The following is a 22784-nucleotide window of genomic DNA, read 5'->3' on the forward strand; positions in this document are numbered from 1 at the left end:
TACCGTCCCACGTCGCCGAATCGACCCGTCCGTTCCGACGAGCCTGCGAGGAATCATGGAGACGCAACCGACGGTGAACCAGCCCCGCGAGGTCCTGCTCACCGGTGCCGCCGGCCGCATCGGCACCTGCCTGCGCGAGTCCCTGCCCGCCTACGGCTACCGGCTGCGCTGCTTCGACCGCCTCCCGGTGCCCGGCGAACCCGACGCCGTCATCGCCGACCTCCAGGACGCCGGGGCACTGGCGGCGGCGATGGCCGGCGTCGACGCCGTCGTCCACCTGGCCGGGATCCCGGGCGAGGCACCGTTCGGCGACATCCTCGCCGCCAACATCGAAGGCACCTACCGGCTCTACGACGCCGCTCGCGAGGCGGGCGTGCCCCGGATCGTCCACGCCAGCAGCAACCACGCCGTGGGCTTCACCGAGCGCCCCGCCGACGGCAGCACCGTCCGGGTGGACACCCCGCAACGGCCCGACACCTACTACGGGCTCTCCAAGTGCTTCGGCGAGAACCTCGCCTCGCTGTACGCCGACCGGCACGGCATCGAGACGGTCTCCCTGCGCATCGGCTCCTTCGCCCCCCGGCCCCGCAGCGTCCGGATGCTCGGCACCTGGCTCAGCCCCGCCGACTGCACCCGCCTGGTGCACGCCGCCCTCACCGGCCCGGTGGCCGGCCACACCGTTGCCTACGGCATATCCGCCAACACCCGCGCCTGGTGGGACCTCACCTCCGCCCGGGCACTCGGCTACCGACCCCTGGACGACGCCGAGCCCTTCGCCGCCGACCTGATCGCCGAACTCGGCGAACTCCCTGCAGAGGACCCGGAGTTCCGCTTCCTCGGCGGCCGCTTCACCCAGGCCCGCCCCTGACCGCCACCCGTCTTCGCGGCAGAACCGCCGGGACGACCTCGTTCGCGCGTGTCGGGGGACGAACTGTGCGCCGTCACCCGGGTCCGACAACGGACCCTGCCCGACGGTCGGCCGGGGCCGGGCCCGCGGCAGCGCAGGGACACGGCCAAGGGCAACGCAGGGACAGGGACAGGGACAGGGACAGGGGCGGCGTCCGGTCACCACCGGGTGACGGGTGGTGCGTCGGGTTCGTGGTGGCGCCAGGCTTCGGTGAGGCGCACGAGGCGGGCCGCGACGGCGATGCCGCGCACGGTGGCGATCCTGCCGCCGACGATGTCGAACGTCACGGTGCCGATGACCCGGTCTCCGATCACGAAGAGCAGCGCGGGCGCGCCGTTGACGACCGCGTAGTGGACGGCGGGCGCGCCGCCGGCCCGTCGCCGCTTGGCATCGGTGGGCCTGAAGCCGGCCCGCGCGATGGCGGCGATGCGCTCCGGAGTGTCGTACCGCACCAGCGTCGCGGCCGGGCCGGCGGCGTTGGCGTCCGCGATCGCGGTCGCGTCGTCGGTGAGCAGCGCCACCAGTCGTTCGGTGCGGCCGGAGGAGGCGGCGGCGAGGAACTCCTCGACGATCCTTCGGGCGGCCGCCCGATCGACTTCCGCGCCGCGCCGGCGCGCGTCGGTGATGCGACGTCGGGCCCGGTGCAGGTGCTGCTGGCCGGCGGACTCGGTGATGTCGAGGATCTCGGCGATCTCGGCGTGGCTGTAGGAGAACGCCTCGCGCAGGACGTAGACGGCCCGTTCGACCGGTGAGAGGCGCTCCATGAGTGTCAGCACGGCCAGCGAGACCGATTCGCGCTGCTCGAAGGTATCGGCCGGACCGAGCATCGGGTCGCCGTCGAGCAGCGGTTCCGGCAGCCAGGCTCCGGCGGCGCGTTCGCGGCGGGCCTGCGCCGAGCGGAGCCGGTCGAGGCACAGGTTGGTGACGACCTTGGTGAGCCACGCTTCGGGCACCTTGATCCGCTGCCGGTCGGCGGCCTGCCAGTGCAGGAAGGCGTCCTGCACGGCGTCCTCGGCATCGGTGGCGGAGCCCAACAACCGGTACGCCAGGGAGGCCAGCCGGTTGCGGCCGGCCTCGAAGCGGTCGGTGGCGGCGCTGTCCACGTGGATCACCCTAGACGGCTACGCGACCGCAGCGGGGCCGGCGGACGCATCCGGTGCTGCGGGACCGGCAGTCGCGGCGGGACCGGCAGGCGCGCCGGGCAGGCGGCTGACACGGGGCCCGAGGGCCGCGGCAGCCGTGCGACGCCTGCGCCTGGGCACGCCGAAGGTCGGGTGCGCGTTGGCCCACAGCGACATCCTGAGGATGCCCGTCTTGATCCGCGCGGCCTTCCGACCGCCCACGTACGTCGGCTTCGCCCGCCCCTCGTCGTCGACCGGCTGCAGCATCCCGTCCCGCCGCCCGAGGCTGATGTGGTTGCCCGGGTAGCCCATCCTGGTCCTCGTGGTCCTGCGGCCCGTCAGACTCCCCACGATCACCGCCGTGGCCCGCATCGCGGTGTACCCGGCCGAGGCGCAGGACATCGGCAGCGGCAGGCCGTTGTCTCCGATGGCGAGGGCGCTGTCGCCGACACCGTAGACATCGGGGTGCGAGACCGACCGCATGGTGCGGTCGACGACGATCCGGCCGTCCGCGGTGACCTCCAGTCCGCCGTCGGCGGCCACCGGGCCGACCGCGAACCCGGCCGTCCACACGGTCGCGTCGGACGCCAGGACGGTGCCGTCCGCGCACGAGACCCGCGCCGCTTCGACGGCTCGGACCTCGGTGTGCTCCACGACGGTGATGCCCAGCCGGTCGCAGGCCCGGCGCAGGTGGCCGCGGGCTCCGGCGGAGAGCCGGGCGCCCAGTTCACCGCGGGCGACGAGCGTCACCGACAGGCCGGGCCGGGACTCGGCGATCTCGGTGGCGGTCTCGATCCCGGTCAAGCCGTCGCCGACGACCAGCACCCTCCCCCCGTCGCCCCGCCCGGCCAAGTCGTCCAGGCGCTCGCGCAGGCGCATCGCCGACGGCCGGGCGGCGACGTCGAAGGCGTGCTCGGCCACGCCGGGGACGCCGCGGTCGTCGCCGTGGCTGCCGAGCGCGTAGACCAGCGTGTCGTAGCCGAACTCGCCGTCCTCGAAGGCGGCGTCGTCGGCGTCCACGTGGGTCAGGGCGACGACCTGCCGCCCGGGGTCGACGGCGGTGACACGGGCATGGCGCAGCAGAATCCCGGTTCCGCCGAAGACGTCGGCGAGTCGTGGAGCCGCGATCTCCTGGCCCGACGCGAGCTGGTGCAGCCGCAGCCGCTGGACGAAGTCCGGCTCGGCGTTGACCACGGTGATCTCGATGTCCTCCGGGGACAGCCTCCGGGCCAGGCTTCCGGCCACGTGGCACCCGGCGTAGCCGGCGCCGAGGACGACGATGCGGTGCTTCATGGGGTGGCTCCTCTCGGTTCGCTTGCTCCGGTGGATTGAGCGGGACAGCGCGCCGATTCCTGACAGGAGCGCCATGTGACGTGGGTCACATCCGGGCGCGGGTCGCCGGCCGGCCGACCTGGCGGCGGCCCTGCCGAACGCGCGGGTCGTCACGCTCACCGGCCAGGGGCACGTCGCCCACCTCACCGCTCCCGACGCCCTCGCCCGCGCCGTCCGCGACACGGCGGCACAGATCCTCCAGGGGTGACTGCAGGCCTCGCCCCTGGTCCAAAGCACTACCAGGAACCGTCCGGCCGGAGGAGGGCCCGGTCGATGAGCCCGAGTGCGTGGTCCGCGTCCGGTCCGCGCCAGTTCGGGCTCGTGGCCACGGCATAGAGGAGCGTTCTCGCGGTGGCGATGAGTTCCCGGGCGCCCTGCGGACCGCGCCCGCGTTCGCCGAGTCCGCCCAGGCGTCGGCGGATCGCCATGGACTCCCTCACGCAGGCCAGTGCGTCGTCCAGTTCGCCCGACCTGGCCAGGGTTCTCCCCAGGACGGCCAGGTCGACCGCCAGGTGGCCCGTGCCCACGGGGTCGCGGGCCGACCTGCGTCGGCAGGCGACCGCGCGGCGCATCGCTGCGGCGCCGGTGATCGGCATGCCCAGCTCCGCGGAGACGATGCCCGCTCGCATCCAGGCGTCGGCGAGCCGGGACTCGTAGCGCTCGGTGTCGTACGGCCCCACTCTGAGGAGGACGTTGACGGCCGCGTACGCGGGTGCGAGCGCTTCTTCGTGTCGTCCGAGCCTGCGCAGGATCGTTGCCGCCCTTCCCAGGGCGGCGGCGCGCTCGGCTTCGGCGGGGATGGCCCGTCGGGGCGCGGGCCACCTCCGCCCGCGGCGCAGTCCGCCGGCGCGTTCCAGTGCCGCCGCGGATTCCGCGGGCGACTCGGGCAGCGACGAATCCGTGCCCAGGGGGTCGCTGCCGGTCAGGCGGAGGTACAGCAGGGAGGCCGGGTTGTCCTCGGCTATCCGCCGGCGGAGCAGCTCGACGGTGTCGCACAGCCCGGGGAAGGCCGGGTCCTCGCGCGCCGGACCGGCGTTGGTGGACACGAAGTTGTCGACCACTTCGGCGAGTTCGCCCGTGAAGCCCGCGGAGCTCGTGAAGCCCGCCGAGCCGCTCTTCCGCAGTCGTCTCGTCCACGGCCGCGACCCCACCGGGTTCGTCAGGAGGGCGATCGCCGGGGTCAGCGCGCACTCCGGACCGTACCTGGCCGAGCCCTCCATGTGGAAGGTGATCGCCATGCTCTCGGCGCCCGTGGCCAGCATGTCCTCCCAACGCCCCAGGTGGCCGTAGACCTTCGCCAGGAGGGTGAGTTCGACGGAGAGCAGGCGCTGGTACTCCGCGGGGTTGCGCCCGGCCATCCGGCGGCGGAGCCCGATGCCCTCGATCTGGGGTGCCAGCGACTCCTCCCATCGCTGGAATGATTCGAAAACCCTGGCGAAGGTGGTCAGAGCGGTGGTGAGTCGCCCTTCGTGCTCGGCCGGATCCTTCCGGAGCAGATCGCGCGAGATCGCGATCGCCTCTTCGGCAGCGGCCACCGCCTCCTGCTCGCGTCCGGCAGCCGCGAGGAGTTGCGCCAGTTTCTGCAGGGCGAACTGGAGCTCCTCCCAGCTCTCGGTCCGGGTGTCCCCGTGCAGGCTCCGGAGGGTCCGGACGGCCTCGGACTGCGCGTCCGCCGACTCCGCGGAGCGGTGCAGCATGTCCAGGGCCGACGCCCGTCTGTCGAGCCCGCTGGCGAGGAGCCGGCCGTACCGCGCGGGATCCTCGTGCACCGATCGGCGGGACAGTCCGATGACTTCTCCGGTCGACACCAGGGCCTGTTTCGGCCGGCCCACTTCCAGTTGCACGATCGCGAGCATGACGAGCCAGGCGAGGAGGTCGTCCTCGTGATCCCCCGGGCTGCGGCGTTCCAACCCGCGCCACAGCGTGACCACTTCGGAGATCATCGGCAGGGCCCGGTCGAACCGTTCCAACCGCATCTGCACGCCGGCCGCTCCGCCCAGGACGTGGACGTAGTCGCTCTCGTGCTCGGCCGGGTCCTCCGCGGCGAGTCGGCGGAAGATGCCGAGCCCTTCGTCGATCACGGCCTCCGCTTCCGGCAGGTCGTCCGCCTGTGCCCACCGGAAGCCGCGGACGCTCCGGTTCAGGGCGGCCGTCATGGCGTCCCCGCCCAGGGTCGGCAGCAGCAGACAGGCGCCCAGGCACACCAGTGCTTCGGCCAACTCCTTGTCGTGGGACTGCGGATGGTCGGAAGCCAGTCGTCGGATGACCGGGACGGCGTCCCGGAGCGCGGCCACGGCCGCGTCGTAGCGGTCGGCGGCGGAAAGACGCGCGGCCAGCGCCTGCAGGATCCGAGCCCGTTCGGCGTCGGCCGCGCCGGCCAGCCGGCCCTCGGCCAGGTGCTCGGCCAGCGCCGCCGCGGCGACGCTGAGCGCCCCGTCCGTCCCGTCCGGGATGCGGGCATCGACGGCCTCCAGCACGCCTCTGAGGTGGGGCCAGCGGGTGGCGGCGGCGACCAGGAAGGTGATCGTCCGGGGTGCGAAGGGCGGGAGTTCGTGCCCGGCGTCGTCGGGCGACTCGGCCCGGCCGAGCAGGAGCTCGGGAACGTCGCTCGCCCAGGGGTCGGGGACGTGGCCGGAGATCCGGTGTCCGGGCAGGGTGAGGGCCAGGAAGTCCTCGGCGAGGCGGTCCGGGTAGAGCGGTTCGAGGGCGCTGTCCGGGGCGGTCGGCGGATAGCAGTAGCCGTGGTCGTCCAGGACCCGGTCGGCGTCGGCGAGGCCGGCGCGCGCGAGGGCGTGCCTCGCGTCCCGGTACGGGAGCGCGCCGGTGAGCGCCGCGACGAAGACGGCCCTGGACAGCTCCAGGGGCGTGCTGTCCAGGCCCGTCCGCCCTCCGGCGGGGTCGTGCCCGACGGAGACCGTCCCGCCGTCGTACAGCGCCTGCCAGTGGTGCCGTTCCCGGGCCAGCAGATAGCTCGTCAGGCCGATGAGGTCGGCGGGCGGCGGCGGTGCGGAGGCGTCCCCCGGCGGCGGTGCGGAGGCGTCCCGCGCCCACCGGTCCACGGCGACCAGCGCCGCCATGTGCACGGCGAGGGTGAGCCCGAACTCGGGCTGTTCCAGCCAGGTCGGTACCGCGATGGCCTCGGGAGCGTCCAGCCCGTAGTGGCGCGCGAAGCAGTCCCGGGCCACGGCGAACATGCGGCCGCGCGCCTCCCCGGAGTCGGGCAGCGGGTCCAGGCGGTGGTCGGTGAACGTGTCCGGAGCCCAGCCCGCCTGGTCGAGCGCGTGCAGGAACGGCAGCGAGGCCTGCGCGGTGCGGGCCAGCAGGAGCACCCGGACGGGGACGTCCTGGCGGAGCACCTTGTTGCTGAACAGCCAGGTCAGGTGGGTCAGGGGCCAGCGGTCCGCGTAGTCGACCAGGACGAGCAGCCCGCGTGCTCCGCCGATCCGCAGGTCCTGGCTGGCGGGTGCCGTGTCGTCGATCCGGCCGATCGTCTGCTCGGCACTGAGCACCTTCCAGCCCAGCCGCCGGGTGCGGGCGGCGATCTCGTCGGCCAGGCGCGTCTTGCCCTGGCCGCCCGCGGCGTGCAGCCAGAGCGCCGCCCGTCGGGCTCCGCTGTCGCGCCATGCGGTGAGGTCGCGCAGCTCGGCTTCGCGGCCGACGAACTCCACCACGGCGGTGCGCGCGTTGAGCAGATGGCTGGGATGGACCGGCGGTTCGCCCCCGTGCGGGACCGGTCCGGGATCCGGCTCCGCGGGGGCGTACCCCCTCAGGAGGTAGACCGGCCCCCGTCCCGGAACCTGGTACAGGTCCCCGCCGACCACTCCGTAGGCATTCCCCGCGAGGGCCGTGACGGGCTGGACGACGCCCGGCCCGCTCCGGCCTCCGCGCCGTCGTGGGCTCACGGCCGGTTCGGCGAGCCGTCGCCCCGGGCGCCACCGTCCCGGACCACCCCGAGGTTGACGATGTTGCCGCCGATGACGCCCTGGGCCTGGGCGTTCTGCCCGCTGGCCGTGATGTTCTGGATGGTCTGCGACTGCGGCCGGAACTGCTCCTGCGACCTCAGCTCGGCGAGGAACTGCTCCACGTCCTGAAGCGCCTCGGGGTGGGCGGCGAGCAGGTCGCGCAGCCGGGTCTCCCAGACGACCTCGGCACGGGCCCGGACGCGCCCGGGGCCGTCCTCCCCCTCGGCGGCGAACTCGGCGGCGATCTCGGCGGACGAGCGCTCCAACTCGGCTCCGATCCGCTGTTCGGCCTCCCGGCCGGAGCGACGCCAGAGCGCGGGTGCCCTGCGCACCAGGTCGACCACCCCGGTCGCCAGCGCCCTGACCAGCTGCTGGCCGCCCTCGATCGCGAGCGCCTCGAACACATCCGTCATGACCGCCCCTTCCGCAGCCTCGTCCGGGCCGCCGGATCCTGTCAACTCTACTGCGAGTCAAGGACATTATGAGAGACGCGTGGCACGTGCACAGGGTTCCGGCCGCGGCGGCCGACAGGGCCCGACCACGGCCGGGAGCCGGGAGGCCCGAGCGGTGGTCCGGAGGTCGGCGCGGTAGCGGCCCGGGGTCGTGCCGATGATGTCGGTGAACGCCGTGATGAAGCTGCTGGGGTTGGACCATCCGCAGGCGTAGGCGGTCCGGCCGGTGTCGTGGCCGTCGGCGAGCAGCACCAGCGCGTGGTGGATGCGCAGTTGCGTGCGCCACTCGTAGAAGGTCATGCCGAGTTCGCTGCGGAGGAGCCGGCTGAGGGTGCGGGTGCCGGCTCCGACCCGCTTCCCGAGTTCGGCCAGTGTGGCGTTGTCCGCCGGGGTCTCGTACAGCATCCGGGCCAGGGCCTGCAGTCGGTCGTCCCGCGGCTCCGGCAGGTGCAGCGGCTGTTCGCGTGCTTCGTCGAGTTCGTCGACGAGGACGCGCAGGAGGCGGAGGCGCGCGGAGCGGCTGTAGCGGGGCCCGGCGGCGTCCTCGTTGCGGGGCCCGGCAGCGTCCTCGTTGCGGGGGGCGGTCAGGGCGAGCAGGACCTCGCGGGCGAGGCCGGAGGCCAGGAACACCACGGGGTGATCCGGCAGGAGCAGGGCGAGGGACGGCGGAAGGAAGGCGATCCGCATGTCGGTGTCGCCGTGGGCGCGGTGCTGGTGCGTGAACCCGGCGGGGGTCCAGGCGACCCGGTTGGCCGGGACGATCGACGTGCCGCGTTCGGTGCGGACCGTCAGGACGCCGTCGGCCGCGTACACCAGGTGTCCCCGCGCGTGGGACTGCGCCGCGCTCGTACCGCCGGACGGCCAGAGGTGGCGCCCGCCGGAGGGCCACACCTGTGACGTCACACCGGCGGTCCCGCGGGCTTGGCGGTGAACGGGCATCAGTTGGCGTCCTATCGGTGACGAGCCACACGTCGGTCCGGTGACACTACCTGCATGCCGAGTGGCCTTCCGTCCCGCGTGAGGCGCCGGACCGAACCACACGTCAGGCCGTCGAGGCGGTGTGCCTCGATGCCCCGGCTTGAGAGATGGAGAGAAGAACCATGACGTCATTCGTCCTCGTTCCCGGCGCTTGGAAGGGCTTTTGGGCGTTCGAGGCGGTGATCCCGCTGCTGGAGCGAGCCGGTCACACCGTTCACGCCCTGACCCTGACCGGCCTGCGGCCGGACGACGACAACGCGACGGTCGCGGGTGCCAACCTCGACACGCACGCCGACGACGTACTGCGGCACTTCGATCGCCACGGCATCACCGACGCGACGCTGGTCGGCCACAGTTACGCCGGGATGGTGATCGCCGCCGCCGCTGATCGCGCCGACGGCCGGGTCTCGCGACTGGTGCACCTCGACGCCTACGTGCCGCGCGACGGCGACTCGTGCTGGTCCTCGACGAACGACCACTTCCGGGAAGTCTTCGTCGCCGGTGCCGCGGCCACCGGCTACGCCGTCCGACCGCCGGGGGGCGGCGATCCCCGCCGCCGCCCCCACCCCCTCGCCTCGTTCCTGCAGACGATCCGGCTCACCGGCGCGGTCGCGCGGGTCCCCCGTCGGGAGTTCGTCTACTGCTCGGGCTGGGAGGACCGGACACCGTTCGCCGAACTCCGCACCCGCCTCCAGACCGATCCCGACTGGCAGGTCCACGACATCCCTACCGGCCACAACGCCATGCACGAGGCCCCGGAAGCCGTGGCCGCCATCCTGCTCGGCGAACCCACGGCGGGCGTGGAGACGCCCGGACAGCCGGCTCGCCGCTGAGCGGATCGTGCCGCGCCCACAGTGCCGAGCCGCCGAGCCGCCGAGTCGGAGCGACCGGAGCGACTGAAGCGACCCGCCTCCGGACACAGGTCGACGCACCGCGACGCCGCTCGGCCCGCAGCCCGCCGTCCGCGGTGTAGAGGGCAGTGCCGCGAGTGTAGCCAGGACAATCCCGTGCTTCGTGTCCGCCCGGGCGATACGTTCGTCCTCTCGCAACCGGAGGTGGGGCATGGGTCGTTGGGGCATCGGGGCGACGGGGCGGACCGGACTGCGGCGGCGCCGGGAGGAGCGGCGGCGGCTGGCGGCGGAGCAGGGCTGGGAGTTCCGTGAGGAGGCCCCGGAGCTGGTCGAGCGCTGGCGCGACGCGGCGGTGGTCGGCGGCGACGCCGCGCCGCGCGCCCGGTCGGTGGCCACCGGCGTGCTCGACGGCCACCGGGTCACCGTGTTCGACTGGGTCACCGGCCGACCCGAGGACGGCTTACGCACCGTCCACCTGGTCGAGCTCCCCGGTCCGCTGCCCCTGGTGGCGGTCTCCCGCCACCTGCTGGCCGTCGAGACCCTGCTGCCGCTGCTGCGCCGACGCGTCCGCGAGACGCCCGGGCGCCACCTGTACGAGAGCGGCGAGGCCGAGTACGACGCCGTCCACCTGGTCGAGACCACCGACCCGGGCGTCGCCGGGCGCCTGCTCACCCCCGCCGTCCGGGAGTACGCCGACGACCGCCGCTGGCTGGAGTGGCGCGTGGACGACCGCTGGCTCTGCCTCGTCGACCACGGGGGTCCGGCGGCGGGGAACGAGGAACCACTGCCGGTCCTGCGCTCCCTGATCCAGCTCGTCGAACTGGCCGACCCGGACCTGTGGGGGGAGCACCGCCCCGCGCCGGCCCTCGCCACCCCCACCACCCCCACCGACGGCCACGACGACGTACGCAGCGACGTCCGCGACGACGCCGGCCCGACCACCATGCACCTCGGCGGGCCCGCCCACACCGGCGTCTACCCGCAGGCCCCGGCCCCGGCCGGCTTCCGGCCCTGGAGCGTCCGCCTGCCCGACCTCCCCCGCGCGGCCCCCGCCGTCTGCGCCGGGACCCTCTACCAGACCGCCGACCACTGCTGCTACGCCCTGGACGCGCTCACCGGCGACCTGCGCTGGCGCCACGAGGCGCCGGACCGACTGACCGGCACCCCCGCCGTCGCGGGCGGCTCCGCCCACGTGATCGGCCGGGACGGCGTGCTCCGCGCGCTCGACACCGCCGACGGCACCGAGCGCTGGAGCACCCGCGTCGGCACCTCGTCCTCGCCCACCGTCGCCGACGGCGTGGTCTACACCGTGACCACGGCGGTGTTCTCGCTGCGCCAGAGGGACAGCAGCAGGCTGGTCGCGACGGACGCGCGCACCGGCCGGAAGCGCTGGGAGCAGTACCTGCCGGACGGCTCCTGCTCCGAGGCCACGGTGGCCGGCGGCACGGTCTACGTGACGGGCCTCAAGGGGCAGTTGGGCGCCTACCGGGCGGAGGACGGCGAGCGGGTCTGGTACGACGACAACACCGAGCGCTTCCTGGCCACCTGCACCCCGAGCGTCGCCGACGGCGTCGTCTACATCGGCACCGGCGCGGGCCTCGTGCACGCCTTCGACGCGGTGACGGGCAAGCAGCGCTGGGGCGCCGAGGTGGGCGGCAGCGCGATCGACCACAGCCCGGCAGTCGCGGGCGACCTGCTCCTCATCGGCGACTTCCTCACCGGCGTCCACGCCCTGGACATCACCGACGGCATGCGGCGCTGGTACCTCGCCGGCCCGAACGGGGCCTCCTCCGTCACGGTCAGCGGCGCCGACGCCTGGGTGGTCAGCGCGGCCGGCAACCGCTCGCTGCTGCGGATCGACCCCGCCACCGGCGCGGTGCGCTGGCGACGGGGCCTGGACGGCCCGGGCAGTAGCCCGGTCTACGCGGAGGGCGTGGTGTACGTGACCACCGCCAAGGGCACGATCCTGGCGCTCGACGCCCTGACCGGCCGCCGCCCGGCCCTGCGGGACCGCAAGCGCCGGATCGCCTGACGGCCCGACGCCGTCGCGCGGGGCGCGGGTCCGGCCGGCGGGGAGCAGCGCGGCTGCGACCACCACTGCTCCCCTCCCTTGAACCGGCGGTCATCGCCCCGCAGCCCTGGGCGCCGCGTACTCCACGTACTCGTGCAGGCCGTAGGCGAGGCCCAGCGCCAGCACCGCCGAGATCACCACCGCGGCGATCAGCCCGAGGGCGACGGTGCGCGCTCCGCGCCCCCTGGGTCCCACGGGCTCCGGCCCCAGCAGGGCCTCGACCCGCCGGGGCACCGGGCCCGTACGGACGGACAGCAACCGGTCGCCCCCGCGCGCGAACGCGCCGGAGGACGCGGCGGAGGGAACGGCGGTGGACGTAGCGGAGCCGGCCAGGGCCGCGCGGGCGATGGCCGTCGCGGCCGTCCGCCGGCTGTTCACCGCCCGGGCCGCGGCCTCGTCCGCCCACCGCTCCAGGTGGAACTCCAGGGCCTCACGCAGCCGCCCCAGCGCCGGATGGACGGTGGCGGCGAGGTCGGCGACGCCCGACAGCAGGTGGTGCCGCCCGCGGAGATGGGCCCGCTCGTGCGCGAGCAGCACGGCGCGCTCCGCCGGTCCGAGAGCTCCGATCATGCCCTCGGTCACCACGACTCGGCCGGCGCGCCCGCGGTGGCGGGGCAGGGCGAAGGCCTCCGCCTCCTCGCCCGGCAGGACGACGAGGTCACCGTCCGCGGTCCCCCCACCGGTCAGCGTCCACGCGCGCGACAGCAGCACGCGGTGCCGGCGCACGGCCAGCGCGAGCCGGACCGCCTGGACGGCGAGCAGCACCCCGGCGACGCAGGACACCGGCACGACCGCCGGCCAGTCGGCGGCCACCCGGCCGAGGTCCATGTGTTCGAGCCCGGCGAGGACCGGCACGTGGAAGAGCGCGATCAGTACCGCCGTCGTCCCGCCCGCGAGCTGCACGGCAGCCCCGGCGAGGACGAGGGAGGCCTCGCGGGGTGGGAGCAGTCCGGCCAGTCGGCGTGCCGCGGGCGCCGCCGCCCACGGGAGGGCGGCGGTGAGGGCGACGATCGCCAGGAACAGCGTCACGGCCTGCCCTCCGGTTCCACCCCACCCTCCACGGCGGGCGACGGTTCGGACTCCGCTTCGAGGATGAGGCGCCGCAGGGCGTCCCCGTCGTCGGCGGAGAGCGAGGAGACGAAACGCTTCAGCACGAGGTCCCGGTGCGGCTCCTTCTCCAGTTCCCGGCGCATCCGGCCGGCTGCCAGCCCGGCCGCGTCCGCCACGGGGGCATACGCGAAGGAGCGTCCGGGCCTGGTGCGCTCAAGGGTCCCCTTCTCGTGCAGGCGGGCCAGGATCGTCGTCACCGTCGTCCGGGCGAGGCCCTGGGGCAGGGCGCCCTTGACCTGCTGGGCGGTCAGCGGCTCACCGGCCGCCCACAGCACCGCCATCACGTCCGCGACGAGTTCCCCGTGCGGGCGCCTGGCCTCCCGGCCGTCCCTCGCCATCTCTCCCCCTGCTCCGATGCGGTCGACCGGCACGCCCCGGGCGCCGGCCGGCCCGCCCGGACCCGGTGCGGTGCGGAGACGGGGTCGGGCGTGCGGAGCCCGGGCGTGCCTCGCTCAACTCTAGGGCGCGGCCCTCCGGCGGTGGCGGGGCAGGGGTACCCCGGGCTCGGGCGAACCACCGCTCGGACGCACCGTCAAGTCCGCGGGCAAACAGCATGATTCGATACGACGACAACAATGTAGACCAACTGTCCGGGCCCGGGTATCGTGAAGATCGGGCTTGCCCGTGCGGACCGCGCCGCAGCCGCCCGCCGGTGATCGGAGGCCGTGTTCACCCCGGCCTCGGGGCGGCCGTTCGCGGCGCGGCGCGCCGCAGGTGCTGACGGGAGTCGTCCGGGAGACCCTCTCCCCCGCATCCGCACCCTGCCGACCGGCCCGACGAACACCCGCGGTGCCGTGCGGCACCGCGACTCACCCGGAGGTAGCGATTCGTGACCCGTTACAGCGTCGACCCCGACCGGCGTGAGCTGATCGCCGCCTGGGGAACCGGTGAGGGCAACCTCGCCACCCGCATCGCCGCCCTCCCCGCCGACGTGGCCGTGTCCGCGTTCCTCGGACTCTCCAGCGCCCTGACCCAACTGTCCGACGCGGCCTGGCGTGCGTACACCCACCCCGCCGACGCCGTCGCTTCCCGGGTTCCCGACACCGGCGGCCGATTCCGCGACCGGGAACCCGACCCCGTCCGGGAGGTCGCCCGTGCGATCGCCGCACCGGACCCGGCCGGCCGCAGCGCCGTCCTCGCGTCGTCCGGCCACCTGCTCGAATCGGCCCGTCTGGTCGGCCGGGCCCTCCACGACCTGGCCGATCCCCGCCTCACCGAGGCGGTGCTCGCCGAGACCGCCACCGAGCTGGCCGCCGTCGAGAGCGCCGAACTGGGCGACCTGACCGGCCGCGCCCAGCAGGCCGTCCTGCTCAGCCGCGAGGACGCCTCCCCCGCCCAAGTCGCCGCCGCCGACCACCTCCTGACGCAGGACCCGTTCGGTCCGGCCGCGCTGTTCTGCGCCGTGGAGCCGACCGCGGCCGCCGTCGCCGCGGCCCACTGGCTCGCCGCCGCGGTCGAGGTCACCGCCGAGGCCACCGGGTTCGACCCCGTCCGGGTGATGCAGGAGGCCGACGCCATCGGGCCCCTTCCCCACGAGACCCGTGCGGTCATCCTCGGCCTGATCGAGACCGGTGTCTCCCCGTACGACGCCGTCACCGGCCTGGTCCGGCACGCCATGCAGATCACCGAGGGCCTCCTGCCCATCCCGGTCGCCCTGCGCGACCAGGTCGACGCCCCGGAGGACGAGGACGAGGAGGAGGAGACCGCCGCCGACTACACCGTCGAGGACGACCCGGGCCTCACCGACCTCGCCCTGCGCCTCACCCCGCTGGACCCCCGGCGGCCTGCCCGAAGCCTCCTCGAAGTCCTCGTCGACGGCATCCGGGCCTGCCGGCTCCTGCACGCCGAGTTCACCGGCCTCGACCGCGACCCGGCGGCACCGGGCGACGACCGGGCCGATCAGGACCGGAGCGGCGAACACTTCGCCCGACGCGTCCGCGCGACCGCCGCCCGGCACCGCAGTCGACTGCTCTGAAGGCCGTGGCCGTCAGCAGCCCACGCGGGTACGTCGTTCGACCGAGAACCAACCCCTGGGCCTGACGCGACCGACGACGACACGGCCCCTTCCCCAGCCCCACAACGCGCCCACGCCGAGGCGGTCCCGGGGGCGCCGCGCGACGGCACGGACGGGGCTGGCAGGCTGGGCGGGGTCGGGGCGTCACCGGGCGCCCGCGGGGAGGGAGTCCTGGTGATGGGTGGATCGGCGGCTCGACGGGTGCCCCCTCTGGATCCGCAGGTGCGGGCCGCGGTGGACGCCGCCGGTGCGCGGGCGCGGGAGGTGCTCACGCCGGAGGGCCTGGCGGCGTGGCAGGAGCGGGACGCCGCCGCCCGGCCCCGCCCGACGCTCGACCGGCTGCGCGACGGCGGCCGGTTCGAGGTGGAGGAGGTGCGCGTGCCACGGGCCGACGGCAGCGACCTCACGCTCGTCAGCGCGCGGCCCACCGGGGTCCGCGAGCCGCTGCCGTTGCTGTACTACCTGCACGGCGGCGGGATGGTGACGGGCAACGCGTGGTCCGTCCTGCCCCGGCTGCTGCGCGGGTGGGCGCTGCCGCTGGGGTTGGCGGTCGTGTCCGTCGAGTACCGGCTGGCGCCGCGCGCCCGGTTCCCCGGGGCCGTCGAGGACTGCTACGCCGGGCTCCTCCGGGCGGTCGGACTCGCGGACCGGCTGGGCGTGGACGCGCGGCGCGTCGTCATCGGCGGCAAGAGCGCCGGCGGCGGGCTCGCCGCGGCCCTGGCTCTGCTGGCCCGCGACCGCGGCGGCCCGGCGCCGGTCGGCCAGCTGCTGCTGAGCCCGATGCTCGACGACCGCGGCGACACCTTCTCCAGCCACCAGATGGCCGGCCACGACACCTGGGACCGCACCTCCAACGCGACCGCCTGGCAGGCCGTGCTCGGCGACCGGTACGGCGCCGCCGACCTCCCGCCGTACGCCGCGCCGGCCCGGGCCACCGACCTGTCCGGACTGCCCCCGGCCTACCTCGACGTGGGCTCGGCCGAGACCTTCCGGGACGAGGCCGTCGCCTACGCCGACGCGATCTGGCGGGCGGGCGGCGAGGCCGAACTGCACGTGTGGCCCGGCGCCTGCCACGGCTTCGACACCCTCGCCCCGGACGCCGACGTCACCCAGGACGCCCACGACGCCCGTACCCGCTGGCTGCGGCGCGTCCTCCGACGGTGAGGAAGCCCGGCCCCGACCCCAGCCCCGGCCCCCTTCGGCCGTGGCCGTGGCCGTCCCGGGACTCCCCGGTTCGTCCGGCCGCCGGGGTGGAGATCGGGGTGGAGATCGGGAAGACTCGCCCGCATGGTTTCGGTACTGCAGAACGTGGCGATCGACTGTGCGGACGCCTATGAACTGGCCCGTTTCTGGAGCAGGGTGACGGGTCGCCCGCTGGACCCGGAGGACCGGCCGGGTGCCCGGGAGACCCAGGTGATGCTGGCCGAGGGCCCGGTGCTGTACTTCAACCAGGTGCCCGAGGGCAAGACGGTCAAGAACCGGATCCACCTGTGTCTGCGCGCCGAGACCTCGCGCGACCTGGAGGTGGACCGGCTGCTGGGCCTCGGTGCCACCCTGGTCGGCGATCACCGCAATCCCGACGGCTCGGGCTGGGCGGTCCTGGCCGATCCCGAGGGCAACGAGTTCTGCGTGCTGCGCAGTGCGTCCGAGCGGGCCGCCGCGGGTTCCTGACGCGGGAAGAGCACACCGAGCCCGCACGGCTGGGGCACGGGCTCGGCGCGTCCGGGGCGGCAGCGGCGTCCGGGGCGGCAGCGGCCGGAACGGTGGCAGGGCGGCGTTCAGGTGGTGATGAAGACGTCGAGGGCCTGGGTCACGATGTCGATCGGGTTCGAGAACGACCTGCTGAAGTTGCTGGTGCCCGCGAAGTGCATGCCGACCGGGTTCCGGGCCTCGTCGAAGGTCCAGACGACGGAGCCGGAGTCCCCGGGCTGGGTGAAGACGCCGCCGTTCCCGCTGATCGCGATGGAGCCGGAGAAGAAGGCGGAGTTCCCTCCCGGGTAGCCGACCCAGTGCGAAGCTCCGACCTCCTGCACGAAGCCCGAGGTGAGTTCCGTCGTCCGCCCGCTCTTGCCGACGAGCATGCCGACCGTCGCCGCCGTGGTCGTGGAGCTGATCGCGATCTCGAACGGGCCGCTCGGCCCGGGGGCCAGGACGTTCGGGCTGACGTTGGCGGGGTCCGCCCAGGCCGTCGCGCAGTCGACGCTGTTGACGGCCCCGCCGAACGTCACGGGAACGAAGCGCTCCAGGACGGCCACGAGGTCCTGCGGGCAGACCCCTCCGTCGCCGGTGGCGGGCTGGACGACGCAGTCCCCGAGCCGGCCCTGGTTGCTGTTGGCGAGGATGTGGTTGCAGCTGATGAGGAGCGTTCGCTGGTCCCGCGGGGCGGACCGACCGGTGGTCAGGCAGCCCAGCGTGCCGGTGCCGAGGGCGTTGGGATCGCTGATCACCGATATCCCGCCGGGTGCCGGCCGGGCCTGGAAGGTGAACGACTGTGCCTCGATCGGCCCGGTGACGACGGGGACGACGACCACCCTGGGTGAGGCCGCGGCCTGGACGCCCATGCGTTCGACGAGCACCGCCGTGACGTCGGCGGCGGTCCTCGGCTGGGCCAGGTAGACGGTCAGCGTCGGCTGCCCGGGCTCCACCGTGCCGTCGCGCGGGCCGAGCTCCGACGGTGTGGCCCGGCCGATGCCGACGCCCTGGATGTTGGTCAGCTCGGTGAAGGCCTCGGCCGACCGGACGCCGCTGCGTTCGTCACCCTGGGTCCTCAGGGCCTCCTCGATCGCGGCTCGCGCCTCCAGTAGCTCGGGCGGGAGTTCGGCGGGGTCGAAGCCGATGTTCTCGGGCAGGTTCCCCGGGGCACTCATCTGGACGTCCTCGCCGGACCGTGCGAAGTCTTCCGGCGGCGGCTGGCTGGGCCCTGGCATGGCAAAGCTCCTCGGGGGTGCGCGCCGGTGGCGAGCGGTCCCCGTGCCGGGACGGGGCGACGGCGACTCGCACGAACCGGTCGGACTCCCGCCGGCGGAAGGCGGGTCGGGAGCGGAAGGAGTGTCGGGAGCGCCGCCATCGGGGGAACGGCCGGGGGTTCCACCGGGCCCGCGCCGCCTGTTCGGGTCCGTCCGGCGGGACCGGGTCGGGTCCGTCCCGTGGGACGACAGGCGTCCTCGGCGCGGACCGGTGCCGCTCGTGGCGCTACCTTCATGCTCCCACCCCGGCAAGTCGCCCGCCTCCCCGTGGGTGACCTGAAACCCCGGCAGCCCGGCGGTCCGACGCCGGCCCCGGCCGGCCGGGAGCGGCGGCTCGGGTCACGGACCGTCAGGGCGTCGCCCGCGCGGACCGCCGGGTTCTGCAGCGGACGCCGCCGGGGGTGCGGCGGTCAGCGCACGAGGGGCAGGAAGACCGTGTCGACGATCTCTTCGAGGACGTGGTCGGGCGCGGGGGCGAAGGTCGTGAGGATCTCGTGGCGCAGCAGGTCGAAGGGGAGGGCCTTGATGCGTTTGGTGAGGTGTCGCGGTCGAAGAGGACGTCGGCGGTTTTCTCGCGGGCTGCGGTGAAGAGGTCGCCGGGGCTGGTGCCGGTCGCCTGGTAGTAGCCCGCGTGGGCACCCCCGCACCGCTGCCGCCGGGCCGATGCGGGGCAGCGGCGTGAGAATGGGCCGTAGCTGCCGTGTCCGACCAGCTCGGGAGGCGTCCATGAAGGACCTGGAGTTCAAGCAGAAGCGCACCTTGACCCGCGCCGAGGCCGCCGATCAGCTCGACGCGCTGGCGGCGGCGCTCAGGCGCGGCGGCCAGGCCGAGCTGGACCTCGGGCCCGGGAAGCTGTCCCTGCGGATCCCGGACGAGCTGCACACCGAGATCGAGGTCGAGCTGGAGGACGGCGAGATCGAGCTGGAGATCGAGCTGACCTGGCGGGCGGGCCGGCCGGACAGCGCCGGCGACTGACGACCGCGCCCGCCTGCCGATGTCGGCAGGCGGGCAGACAGGCCCGCAGGCAGCCGGGCGTCACCCCAGGGCCGCCGCCTTGCGCAGCAGCACCGACCGCTCGCTCGCGTTGCGGCACAGCCGGGCGGCGAGTTCCAGCTCGGCCCGGGCCTCGACGGTGCGGCCGAGGCGGGTGAGCAGTTCGCCGCGGACGGTCGGCAGCAGGTGCGACCCGGACAGGCGGCCGGAGGCGGCCAGCTCGTCGACCGTGGACAGCGCCTCCAGCGGCCCGCCCGCCATCGCGACCGCCACGGCCCGGTTGAGCTCGACGACGGGCGACGGGGCGACCCGGCCGAGCGCCTCGTACAGGAGCACGATGCGTTCCCAGTCGGTCTCCGCCACCGAGGGCGCGGTCGCGTGGCAGGCGGCGATCGCGGCCTGCAGCCCGTACGGGCCGAGGCCCCGCCCGAGGGCCGCGGCCCGGCCGAGCGCGGCGAGGCCGCGGCGGATCGCGGAGCGGTCCCACCGGCGGCGGTCCTGGTCCTCCAGGAGCACCGGCTCGCCGTCGGGCCCGGTGCGGGCCGGGAAGCGCGCGGCGGTGAGCTCGAACAGGGCGAGCTGGCCGTGCACCTCCGGTTCGGCGGGCAGCAGGGCGGTCAGCGTCCGGGAGAGCCGTACGGCCTCGTAGGCGAGGTCGGGGCGCAGCAGGTCGTCGCCGCTGGTCGCCGTCGAGCCCTCCGTGAAGATCACGTACAGCACGCTCAGGACGGCGCCGAGCCGCTCGCGCCGGTCCCCGGGCGGCGGCAGCTCGAACGGCACGTGGGCGGCGGCGATCGTCTTCTTGGCCCGGGTGATCCGGGCCTGGACGGTCGCCGTGGGCACCAGGAAGGCGCGGGCGATCTCCTCACTGGACAGGCCGCCCACCACGCGCAGGGTGAGTGCCACCCGGGCCTCGGGGGAGAGCACGGGGTGGCAGGCGGTGAACACGAGCGCGAGGACGTCGTCGTCGACCCGGTCCGGGTCCCACGGCAGGTCGTCCGCCCGCTCGGGCGCGGCGGCCGCGCCCGAGCTGAGCTCGCCGTCGGAGAGCGCGCCGGCGAGCGCGGCGTACCGTTCGTCGAGCGCCGACTTGCGGCGGAAGGCGTCGATGGCCCGCCGCCGGGCGGTCGCGAGCAGCCAGCCCACCGGGCTGCTCGGCTCCCCGTCGCGCGACCAGGCGACGAGCGCCTCCGCCAGGGCCTCCTGTGCGACGTCCTCGGCGAGCGCGAAGTCCCCGGTGTAGCGGGCCAGCGCGCCGATGATCCGGGCGGACTCGATCCGCCAGACCGCCTCGACGGCCCGCCGCGCCGCGTCGGCGACGGGCGGGCCGTCGGCGGCCGCGGGCGTCACAGCTGGCCGGTCCGCTCGCGCCACGCCCGCTCCTTGATGATCCACTCGTTGTCCTGCGGGAACTCGTCGATGCCCGGCACCCGGCGGATCTCGCACTTGGACCCGGGGATCGCCGGCATCCGCTTGGCCCACTCCACCGCCTCCTCCTTGGAGGCGACGTCGAGCAGGTAGAAGCCGCCGAACAGCTCCTTCGTCTCACCGTACGGCCCGTCGGTGACGACCGGGGTCTCCCCGTCGTAGTCGACCACCACGCCCTGGGAGGGGTCGTCCAGGCCCTCGGCGGCGACGAGCACCCCGGCCCGGATCAGCTCGTCGTTGAAGCGGCCCACCGTTTCGAGCATCTGCTCGAAGGGTGTGTCCATCATCTTCGCGACGGACTCGTCCGTGCCGCGCATGATCAGCATGTACTTCGCCATGGTCGGTCTCCTCGTTCGGGGGTCGTCTCTCGACCCTCTCAGTCCCAGGTCGAACGGCGCGACAGCGAAATCGACACGGCGGACGGATTCGGGCCGAATATTTTTTTCCGACCCCCTCCAGGAGGGTGGGGCCGGTCAGGCCCGGACCCGGTCAGGGCCGGGCGGGTGCCGTCTCCTGGATGCGCCCCTGCAGCTGCTTGGACAGCTCCGCGACGCAGCCCGCGAGCTGCCCGGTCGTCAACTGCGCCGGGTCGCCGCCGCAGCCGCCCGCCGGTACGGCCGACGGCTGCCCGGACGGCTGCGGCGCGGTCGGCTGCGGGGCGGTCGGCTGTCCGGACGGCTCCGGCGTGCCGGGCGCCGGGGCCGGCACGCCGCCGCCCGGCGGGGAGATGCTGCCGTTCAGCGACACCAGGTTGGGCGTCACCGTGGCGTCCCCCGACAGGTCGATGTAGTCCTGGGTCTGCCCGTTGAAGTCCACGAAGCCGCGCCACATGTCCCGGCCGAACGGGACGATCTCCTGCAGCGCGCCGCCCTGCCCGGCGCTGATGGTGATCGAGGTCTGCTGCGCCATGTACGACACCATCCGGCTCGCCAGCACGTCCAGGTTCACCGACGGCGCGTCGTCGCCGCGCACGTACACGTGCAGCTCGTTGAGGCCGCCGCCGGCCCGGTCGGCCTGCACGACCGCGAACGCCACCACCAGCTGCGAGGAGCTCTCCCGGGGCACCAGCGGCGTCACGTAGTACAGGTGGCCGTCCGCCTTGGAGCGCAGCAGGAACTCGCCCGGGTTGACGGCGTTGGTCGCCGCCGAGGTGTGGTCGTAGCCGAAGCCGCGGTCGTCCTTGGCACCGCGTCCGCCGAGCCACTGCACCTCGTGGATCTGGTCCCGGACCACCGAGGCCGGGTACACCGCCCCGGGCAGCCCGCCCGGCGCCACCTCGGCCCGGTACGTCGTGCTCGGGCGGCCGTCCGGCGAGCCGCGCAGGACCAGCACCCCGGCGGGCTCCAGGACCGTCCGCTGCCGCCAGCCGATCTGCCGCGCCACCGAGATGACCACCACCGGCTCGGCCGTTCGGGGGTCGGCGCCGTCGCAGTAGCCCCAGATGTCCTGGTCGCTGTAGACCAGGTCCGGGAACCGCTCGGCGAGCAGGTTGCGCAGGCTGACGGCCCCCGTGCCGGCGAAGGCCCGGCCGAAGGCGTGGTCGCCGCGGAACGCGCAGGTGGCGACGGAGTTCGAGCGGCCGTCCCAGACCGCGACGCCCTCCATCGGCTGCTCGCCGGAGCCGTCCAGGACGGCCGTCCACACGCCGCCGCCCTGCGGGGCGTCGGGCAGGTAGTGCAGGCTGTGCCCCATCAGGTGGACCCCGGAGGTCAGGCCGGCGCTGTCGGTGAGCGCCTTTGTCGCCGCGGCGTAGGAGGCGGTGCGCGCCTCGAAGTCGAAGTCCGGCATCGGCGCGGTCTTCACGCAGGCCGGCACGTCCGCGGTGCCCACCAGGTCGCAGCGGCCGCCGTCGCCGGCGCGGGTGTGCTCGGTGACCGGCAGCACCGAGCGCGGTGTGCCCGCGCCGCCGGCCGGGACGTCGAGCACGGTCGCCGTCGCGTAGAAGCGGCCCGCGTCCTTGTCGTCGTCCCACAGCCCGGTGCCCGCCCGTACCAGCGAGCCGACCACCGCCAGCAGCACCGCGGCCACGGCCAGGCGCACCCGCCACCCGCGGAAGCCGGCCCCGGACTGCTCCGCGACGTACCCGACCACGCCGACCGTGCCGCACAGCCCCACCGCGACCCACACCCAGAACAGCGGCGTCGCGTCCAGTACGCCGCCGTGCGGGAAGAACTCCTGCCGGAGCAGCAGCACATAGCTCTGGTCCTGCTGCCCGAACCCGCCGAACGCGACGTGCTTGACCAGCCACACCAGCACCGCGACCAGCGGCATCCACAGCCACCAGGCGGCCAGCGCCCACAGCCCGCGCCGCAGCGCCCCCCGGCGGACGTCACGCCCCGTCACACGCTCCCCCTGTCCGCGCCCCGCTGCCGCTCCCCGGCCCGACGGTCCTCCGACCCGACGATCCTCCGATGCTACGCGCCGGGCCGCCTGCGCCGCCGGGGAACAAGGGCACCGGCGCAAACGTGCCCGGTGTCCGCCGGGCGGCCAAGGCGCCTGCTGCCTACTGACCTCGGCGTTTCAAGGTGATGGCGGTGGGAGGTCGAGGGAGAGTCCGGTCCCGGTGAGGAAGCCGTCGAGGATGTCGGAGCGGTACTGC

Annotated in this window: 18 protein-coding genes and 1 pseudogene; 7 read left to right on the forward strand and 12 right to left on the reverse strand. The window is 74.6% G+C overall.

Going from position 1 to position 22784, the window contains the following annotated elements; translation table 11 throughout:
• Window positions 1-73: 73 nt before the first annotated feature.
• The gene (locus tag ACZ7KX_RS34650; protein WP_470329977.1) at window positions 74-868 is read left to right on the forward strand and encodes an NAD-dependent epimerase/dehydratase family protein; all 795 of its coding nucleotides are present in this window, start codon (window positions 74-76) and stop codon (window positions 866-868) included.
• A gap of 197 nt (window positions 869-1065) precedes the next feature.
• On the opposite strand, the gene ACZ7KX_RS34655 is transcribed toward ACZ7KX_RS34650, so the two are convergent.
• The 5 genes from ACZ7KX_RS34655 to ACZ7KX_RS34675 form a co-directional block, all read right to left on the reverse strand.
• Entirely contained in the window at window positions 1066-2010 is a 945-nt protein-coding gene (locus ACZ7KX_RS34655; protein WP_470329961.1) for a sigma-70 family RNA polymerase sigma factor, read from the reverse strand.
• An 18-nt stretch (window positions 2011-2028) separates the two neighbouring features.
• A complete protein-coding gene (locus ACZ7KX_RS34660; RefSeq protein WP_470329962.1) occupies window positions 2029-3321 on the reverse strand; it encodes an NAD(P)/FAD-dependent oxidoreductase in 1293 nt (430 codons plus the stop codon).
• 275 nt (window positions 3322-3596) lie between these two features.
• Window positions 3597-7031 (reverse strand): tetratricopeptide repeat protein, encoded by a 3435-nt coding sequence (locus ACZ7KX_RS34665; RefSeq protein WP_470329963.1) that lies wholly within the window; start codon window positions 7029-7031, stop codon window positions 3597-3599.
• 227 nt (window positions 7032-7258) lie between these two features.
• Entirely contained in the window at window positions 7259-7735 is a 477-nt protein-coding gene (locus ACZ7KX_RS34670) for a hypothetical protein (RefSeq protein ID WP_470329964.1), read from the reverse strand.
• Window positions 7736-7801: 66 nt separating this feature from the next.
• Window positions 7802-8677, reverse strand: a complete 876-nt coding sequence (locus ACZ7KX_RS34675; protein ID WP_470329965.1) for a helix-turn-helix domain-containing protein — start codon at window positions 8675-8677, stop codon at window positions 7802-7804.
• Between the two features lie 197 nt (window positions 8678-8874).
• Between ACZ7KX_RS34675 and ACZ7KX_RS34680 the strand changes: the two genes are divergently transcribed.
• Both ACZ7KX_RS34680 and ACZ7KX_RS34685 read left to right on the forward strand, forming a co-directional pair.
• Complete coding sequence (locus ACZ7KX_RS34680) at window positions 8875-9585, forward strand: alpha/beta fold hydrolase (protein WP_470329966.1); 711 nt, start codon at window positions 8875-8877, stop codon at window positions 9583-9585.
• A 229-nt stretch (window positions 9586-9814) separates the two neighbouring features.
• Window positions 9815-11635, forward strand: a complete 1821-nt coding sequence (locus tag ACZ7KX_RS34685) for an outer membrane protein assembly factor BamB family protein (protein WP_470329967.1) — start codon at window positions 9815-9817, stop codon at window positions 11633-11635.
• 90 nt (window positions 11636-11725) lie between these two features.
• On the opposite strand, the gene ACZ7KX_RS34690 is transcribed toward ACZ7KX_RS34685, so the two are convergent.
• The gene (locus tag ACZ7KX_RS34690; protein WP_470329968.1) at window positions 11726-12703 is read right to left on the reverse strand and encodes a M56 family metallopeptidase; all 978 of its coding nucleotides are present in this window, start codon (window positions 12701-12703) and stop codon (window positions 11726-11728) included.
• Window positions 12700-13122: a BlaI/MecI/CopY family transcriptional regulator gene (locus tag ACZ7KX_RS34695; protein WP_470329969.1), complete on the reverse strand. Its 423-nt coding sequence runs from the start codon at window positions 13120-13122 to the stop codon at window positions 12700-12702. Before ACZ7KX_RS34695 ends, ACZ7KX_RS34690 begins: the two co-directional genes overlap by 4 nt.
• A gap of 491 nt (window positions 13123-13613) precedes the next feature.
• On the opposite strand from ACZ7KX_RS34695, the gene ACZ7KX_RS34700 reads away from it, so the two are divergent.
• From ACZ7KX_RS34700 to ACZ7KX_RS34710, 3 genes are all read left to right on the forward strand, one after another.
• The gene (locus tag ACZ7KX_RS34700) at window positions 13614-14759 is read left to right on the forward strand and encodes a hypothetical protein (protein WP_470329970.1); all 1146 of its coding nucleotides are present in this window, start codon (window positions 13614-13616) and stop codon (window positions 14757-14759) included.
• Window positions 14760-14975: 216 nt separating this feature from the next.
• The gene (locus ACZ7KX_RS34705; protein WP_470329971.1) at window positions 14976-15962 is read left to right on the forward strand and encodes an alpha/beta hydrolase; all 987 of its coding nucleotides are present in this window, start codon (window positions 14976-14978) and stop codon (window positions 15960-15962) included.
• Window positions 15963-16085: 123 nt separating this feature from the next.
• Window positions 16086-16469, forward strand: a complete 384-nt coding sequence (locus ACZ7KX_RS34710) for a VOC family protein (protein ID WP_470329972.1) — start codon at window positions 16086-16088, stop codon at window positions 16467-16469.
• A 107-nt stretch (window positions 16470-16576) separates the two neighbouring features.
• Here the strand turns inward: ACZ7KX_RS34710 and ACZ7KX_RS34715 are convergent, their stop codons facing one another.
• Both ACZ7KX_RS34715 and ACZ7KX_RS34720 read right to left on the reverse strand, forming a co-directional pair.
• The gene (locus ACZ7KX_RS34715) at window positions 16577-17665 is read right to left on the reverse strand and encodes a chymotrypsin family serine protease (RefSeq protein WP_470329973.1); all 1089 of its coding nucleotides are present in this window, start codon (window positions 17663-17665) and stop codon (window positions 16577-16579) included.
• A gap of 509 nt (window positions 17666-18174) precedes the next feature.
• Window positions 18175-18395, reverse strand: a pseudogene (locus ACZ7KX_RS34720) (TetR family transcriptional regulator); the annotation flags it as partial.
• 95 nt (window positions 18396-18490) lie between these two features.
• Here ACZ7KX_RS34720 and ACZ7KX_RS34725 point away from each other — a divergent pair.
• Window positions 18491-18739 (forward strand): amphi-Trp domain-containing protein, encoded by a 249-nt coding sequence (locus ACZ7KX_RS34725; protein ID WP_470329974.1) that lies wholly within the window; start codon window positions 18491-18493, stop codon window positions 18737-18739.
• Between the two features lie 60 nt (window positions 18740-18799).
• On the opposite strand, the gene ACZ7KX_RS34730 is transcribed toward ACZ7KX_RS34725, so the two are convergent.
• The 3 genes from ACZ7KX_RS34730 to ACZ7KX_RS34740 all read right to left on the reverse strand — a co-directional run bounded on the left by ACZ7KX_RS34730 (window position 18800) and on the right by ACZ7KX_RS34740 (window position 22528).
• Complete coding sequence (locus tag ACZ7KX_RS34730; RefSeq protein WP_470329975.1) at window positions 18800-20131, reverse strand: RNA polymerase sigma factor; 1332 nt, start codon at window positions 20129-20131, stop codon at window positions 18800-18802.
• The gene (locus ACZ7KX_RS34735; protein WP_396550004.1) at window positions 20104-20523 is read right to left on the reverse strand and encodes a YciI family protein; all 420 of its coding nucleotides are present in this window, start codon (window positions 20521-20523) and stop codon (window positions 20104-20106) included. Before ACZ7KX_RS34735 ends, ACZ7KX_RS34730 begins: the two co-directional genes overlap by 28 nt.
• Window positions 20524-20674: 151 nt before the next feature.
• Window positions 20675-22528 carry a hypothetical protein gene (locus ACZ7KX_RS34740; protein WP_470329976.1) on the reverse strand — a complete coding sequence of 618 codons (1854 nt, stop codon included), beginning with the start codon at window positions 22526-22528 and terminating at the stop codon, window positions 20675-20677.
• Window positions 22529-22784: the final 256 nt, after the last annotated feature.

The sequence above is a fragment of the Kitasatospora sp. NPDC038210 genome (assembly GCF_055600605.1).

What these genes read in the sequence shown, in the direction of transcription:
- ACZ7KX_RS34680 (WP_470329966.1), top strand. Translation starts at nt 8,875, where the DNA reads ATGACGTCATTCGTCCTCGTTCCCGGCGCTTGGAAGGGCTTTTGGGCG.
- ACZ7KX_RS34695 (WP_470329969.1), bottom strand. Translation starts at nt 13,122, where the DNA reads ATGGCGAGGGACGGCCGGGAGGCCAGGCGCCCGCACGGGGAACTCGTC.
- ACZ7KX_RS34715 (WP_470329973.1), bottom strand. Translation starts at nt 17,665, where the DNA reads ATGAGTGCCCCGGGGAACCTGCCCGAGAACATCGGCTTCGACCCCGCC.
- ACZ7KX_RS34660 (WP_470329962.1), bottom strand. Translation starts at nt 3,321, where the DNA reads ATGAAGCACCGCATCGTCGTCCTCGGCGCCGGCTACGCCGGGTGCCAC.
- ACZ7KX_RS34685 (WP_470329967.1), top strand. Translation starts at nt 9,815, where the DNA reads ATGGGTCGTTGGGGCATCGGGGCGACGGGGCGGACCGGACTGCGGCGG.
- ACZ7KX_RS34710 (WP_470329972.1), top strand. Translation starts at nt 16,086, where the DNA reads ATGGTTTCGGTACTGCAGAACGTGGCGATCGACTGTGCGGACGCCTAT.
- ACZ7KX_RS34725 (WP_470329974.1), top strand. Translation starts at nt 18,491, where the DNA reads ATGAAGGACCTGGAGTTCAAGCAGAAGCGCACCTTGACCCGCGCCGAG.
- ACZ7KX_RS34735 (WP_396550004.1), bottom strand. Translation starts at nt 20,523, where the DNA reads ATGGCGAAGTACATGCTGATCATGCGCGGCACGGACGAGTCCGTCGCG.
- ACZ7KX_RS34670 (WP_470329964.1), bottom strand. Translation starts at nt 7,735, where the DNA reads ATGACGGATGTGTTCGAGGCGCTCGCGATCGAGGGCGGCCAGCAGCTG.
- ACZ7KX_RS34705 (WP_470329971.1), top strand. Translation starts at nt 14,976, where the DNA reads ATGGGTGGATCGGCGGCTCGACGGGTGCCCCCTCTGGATCCGCAGGTG.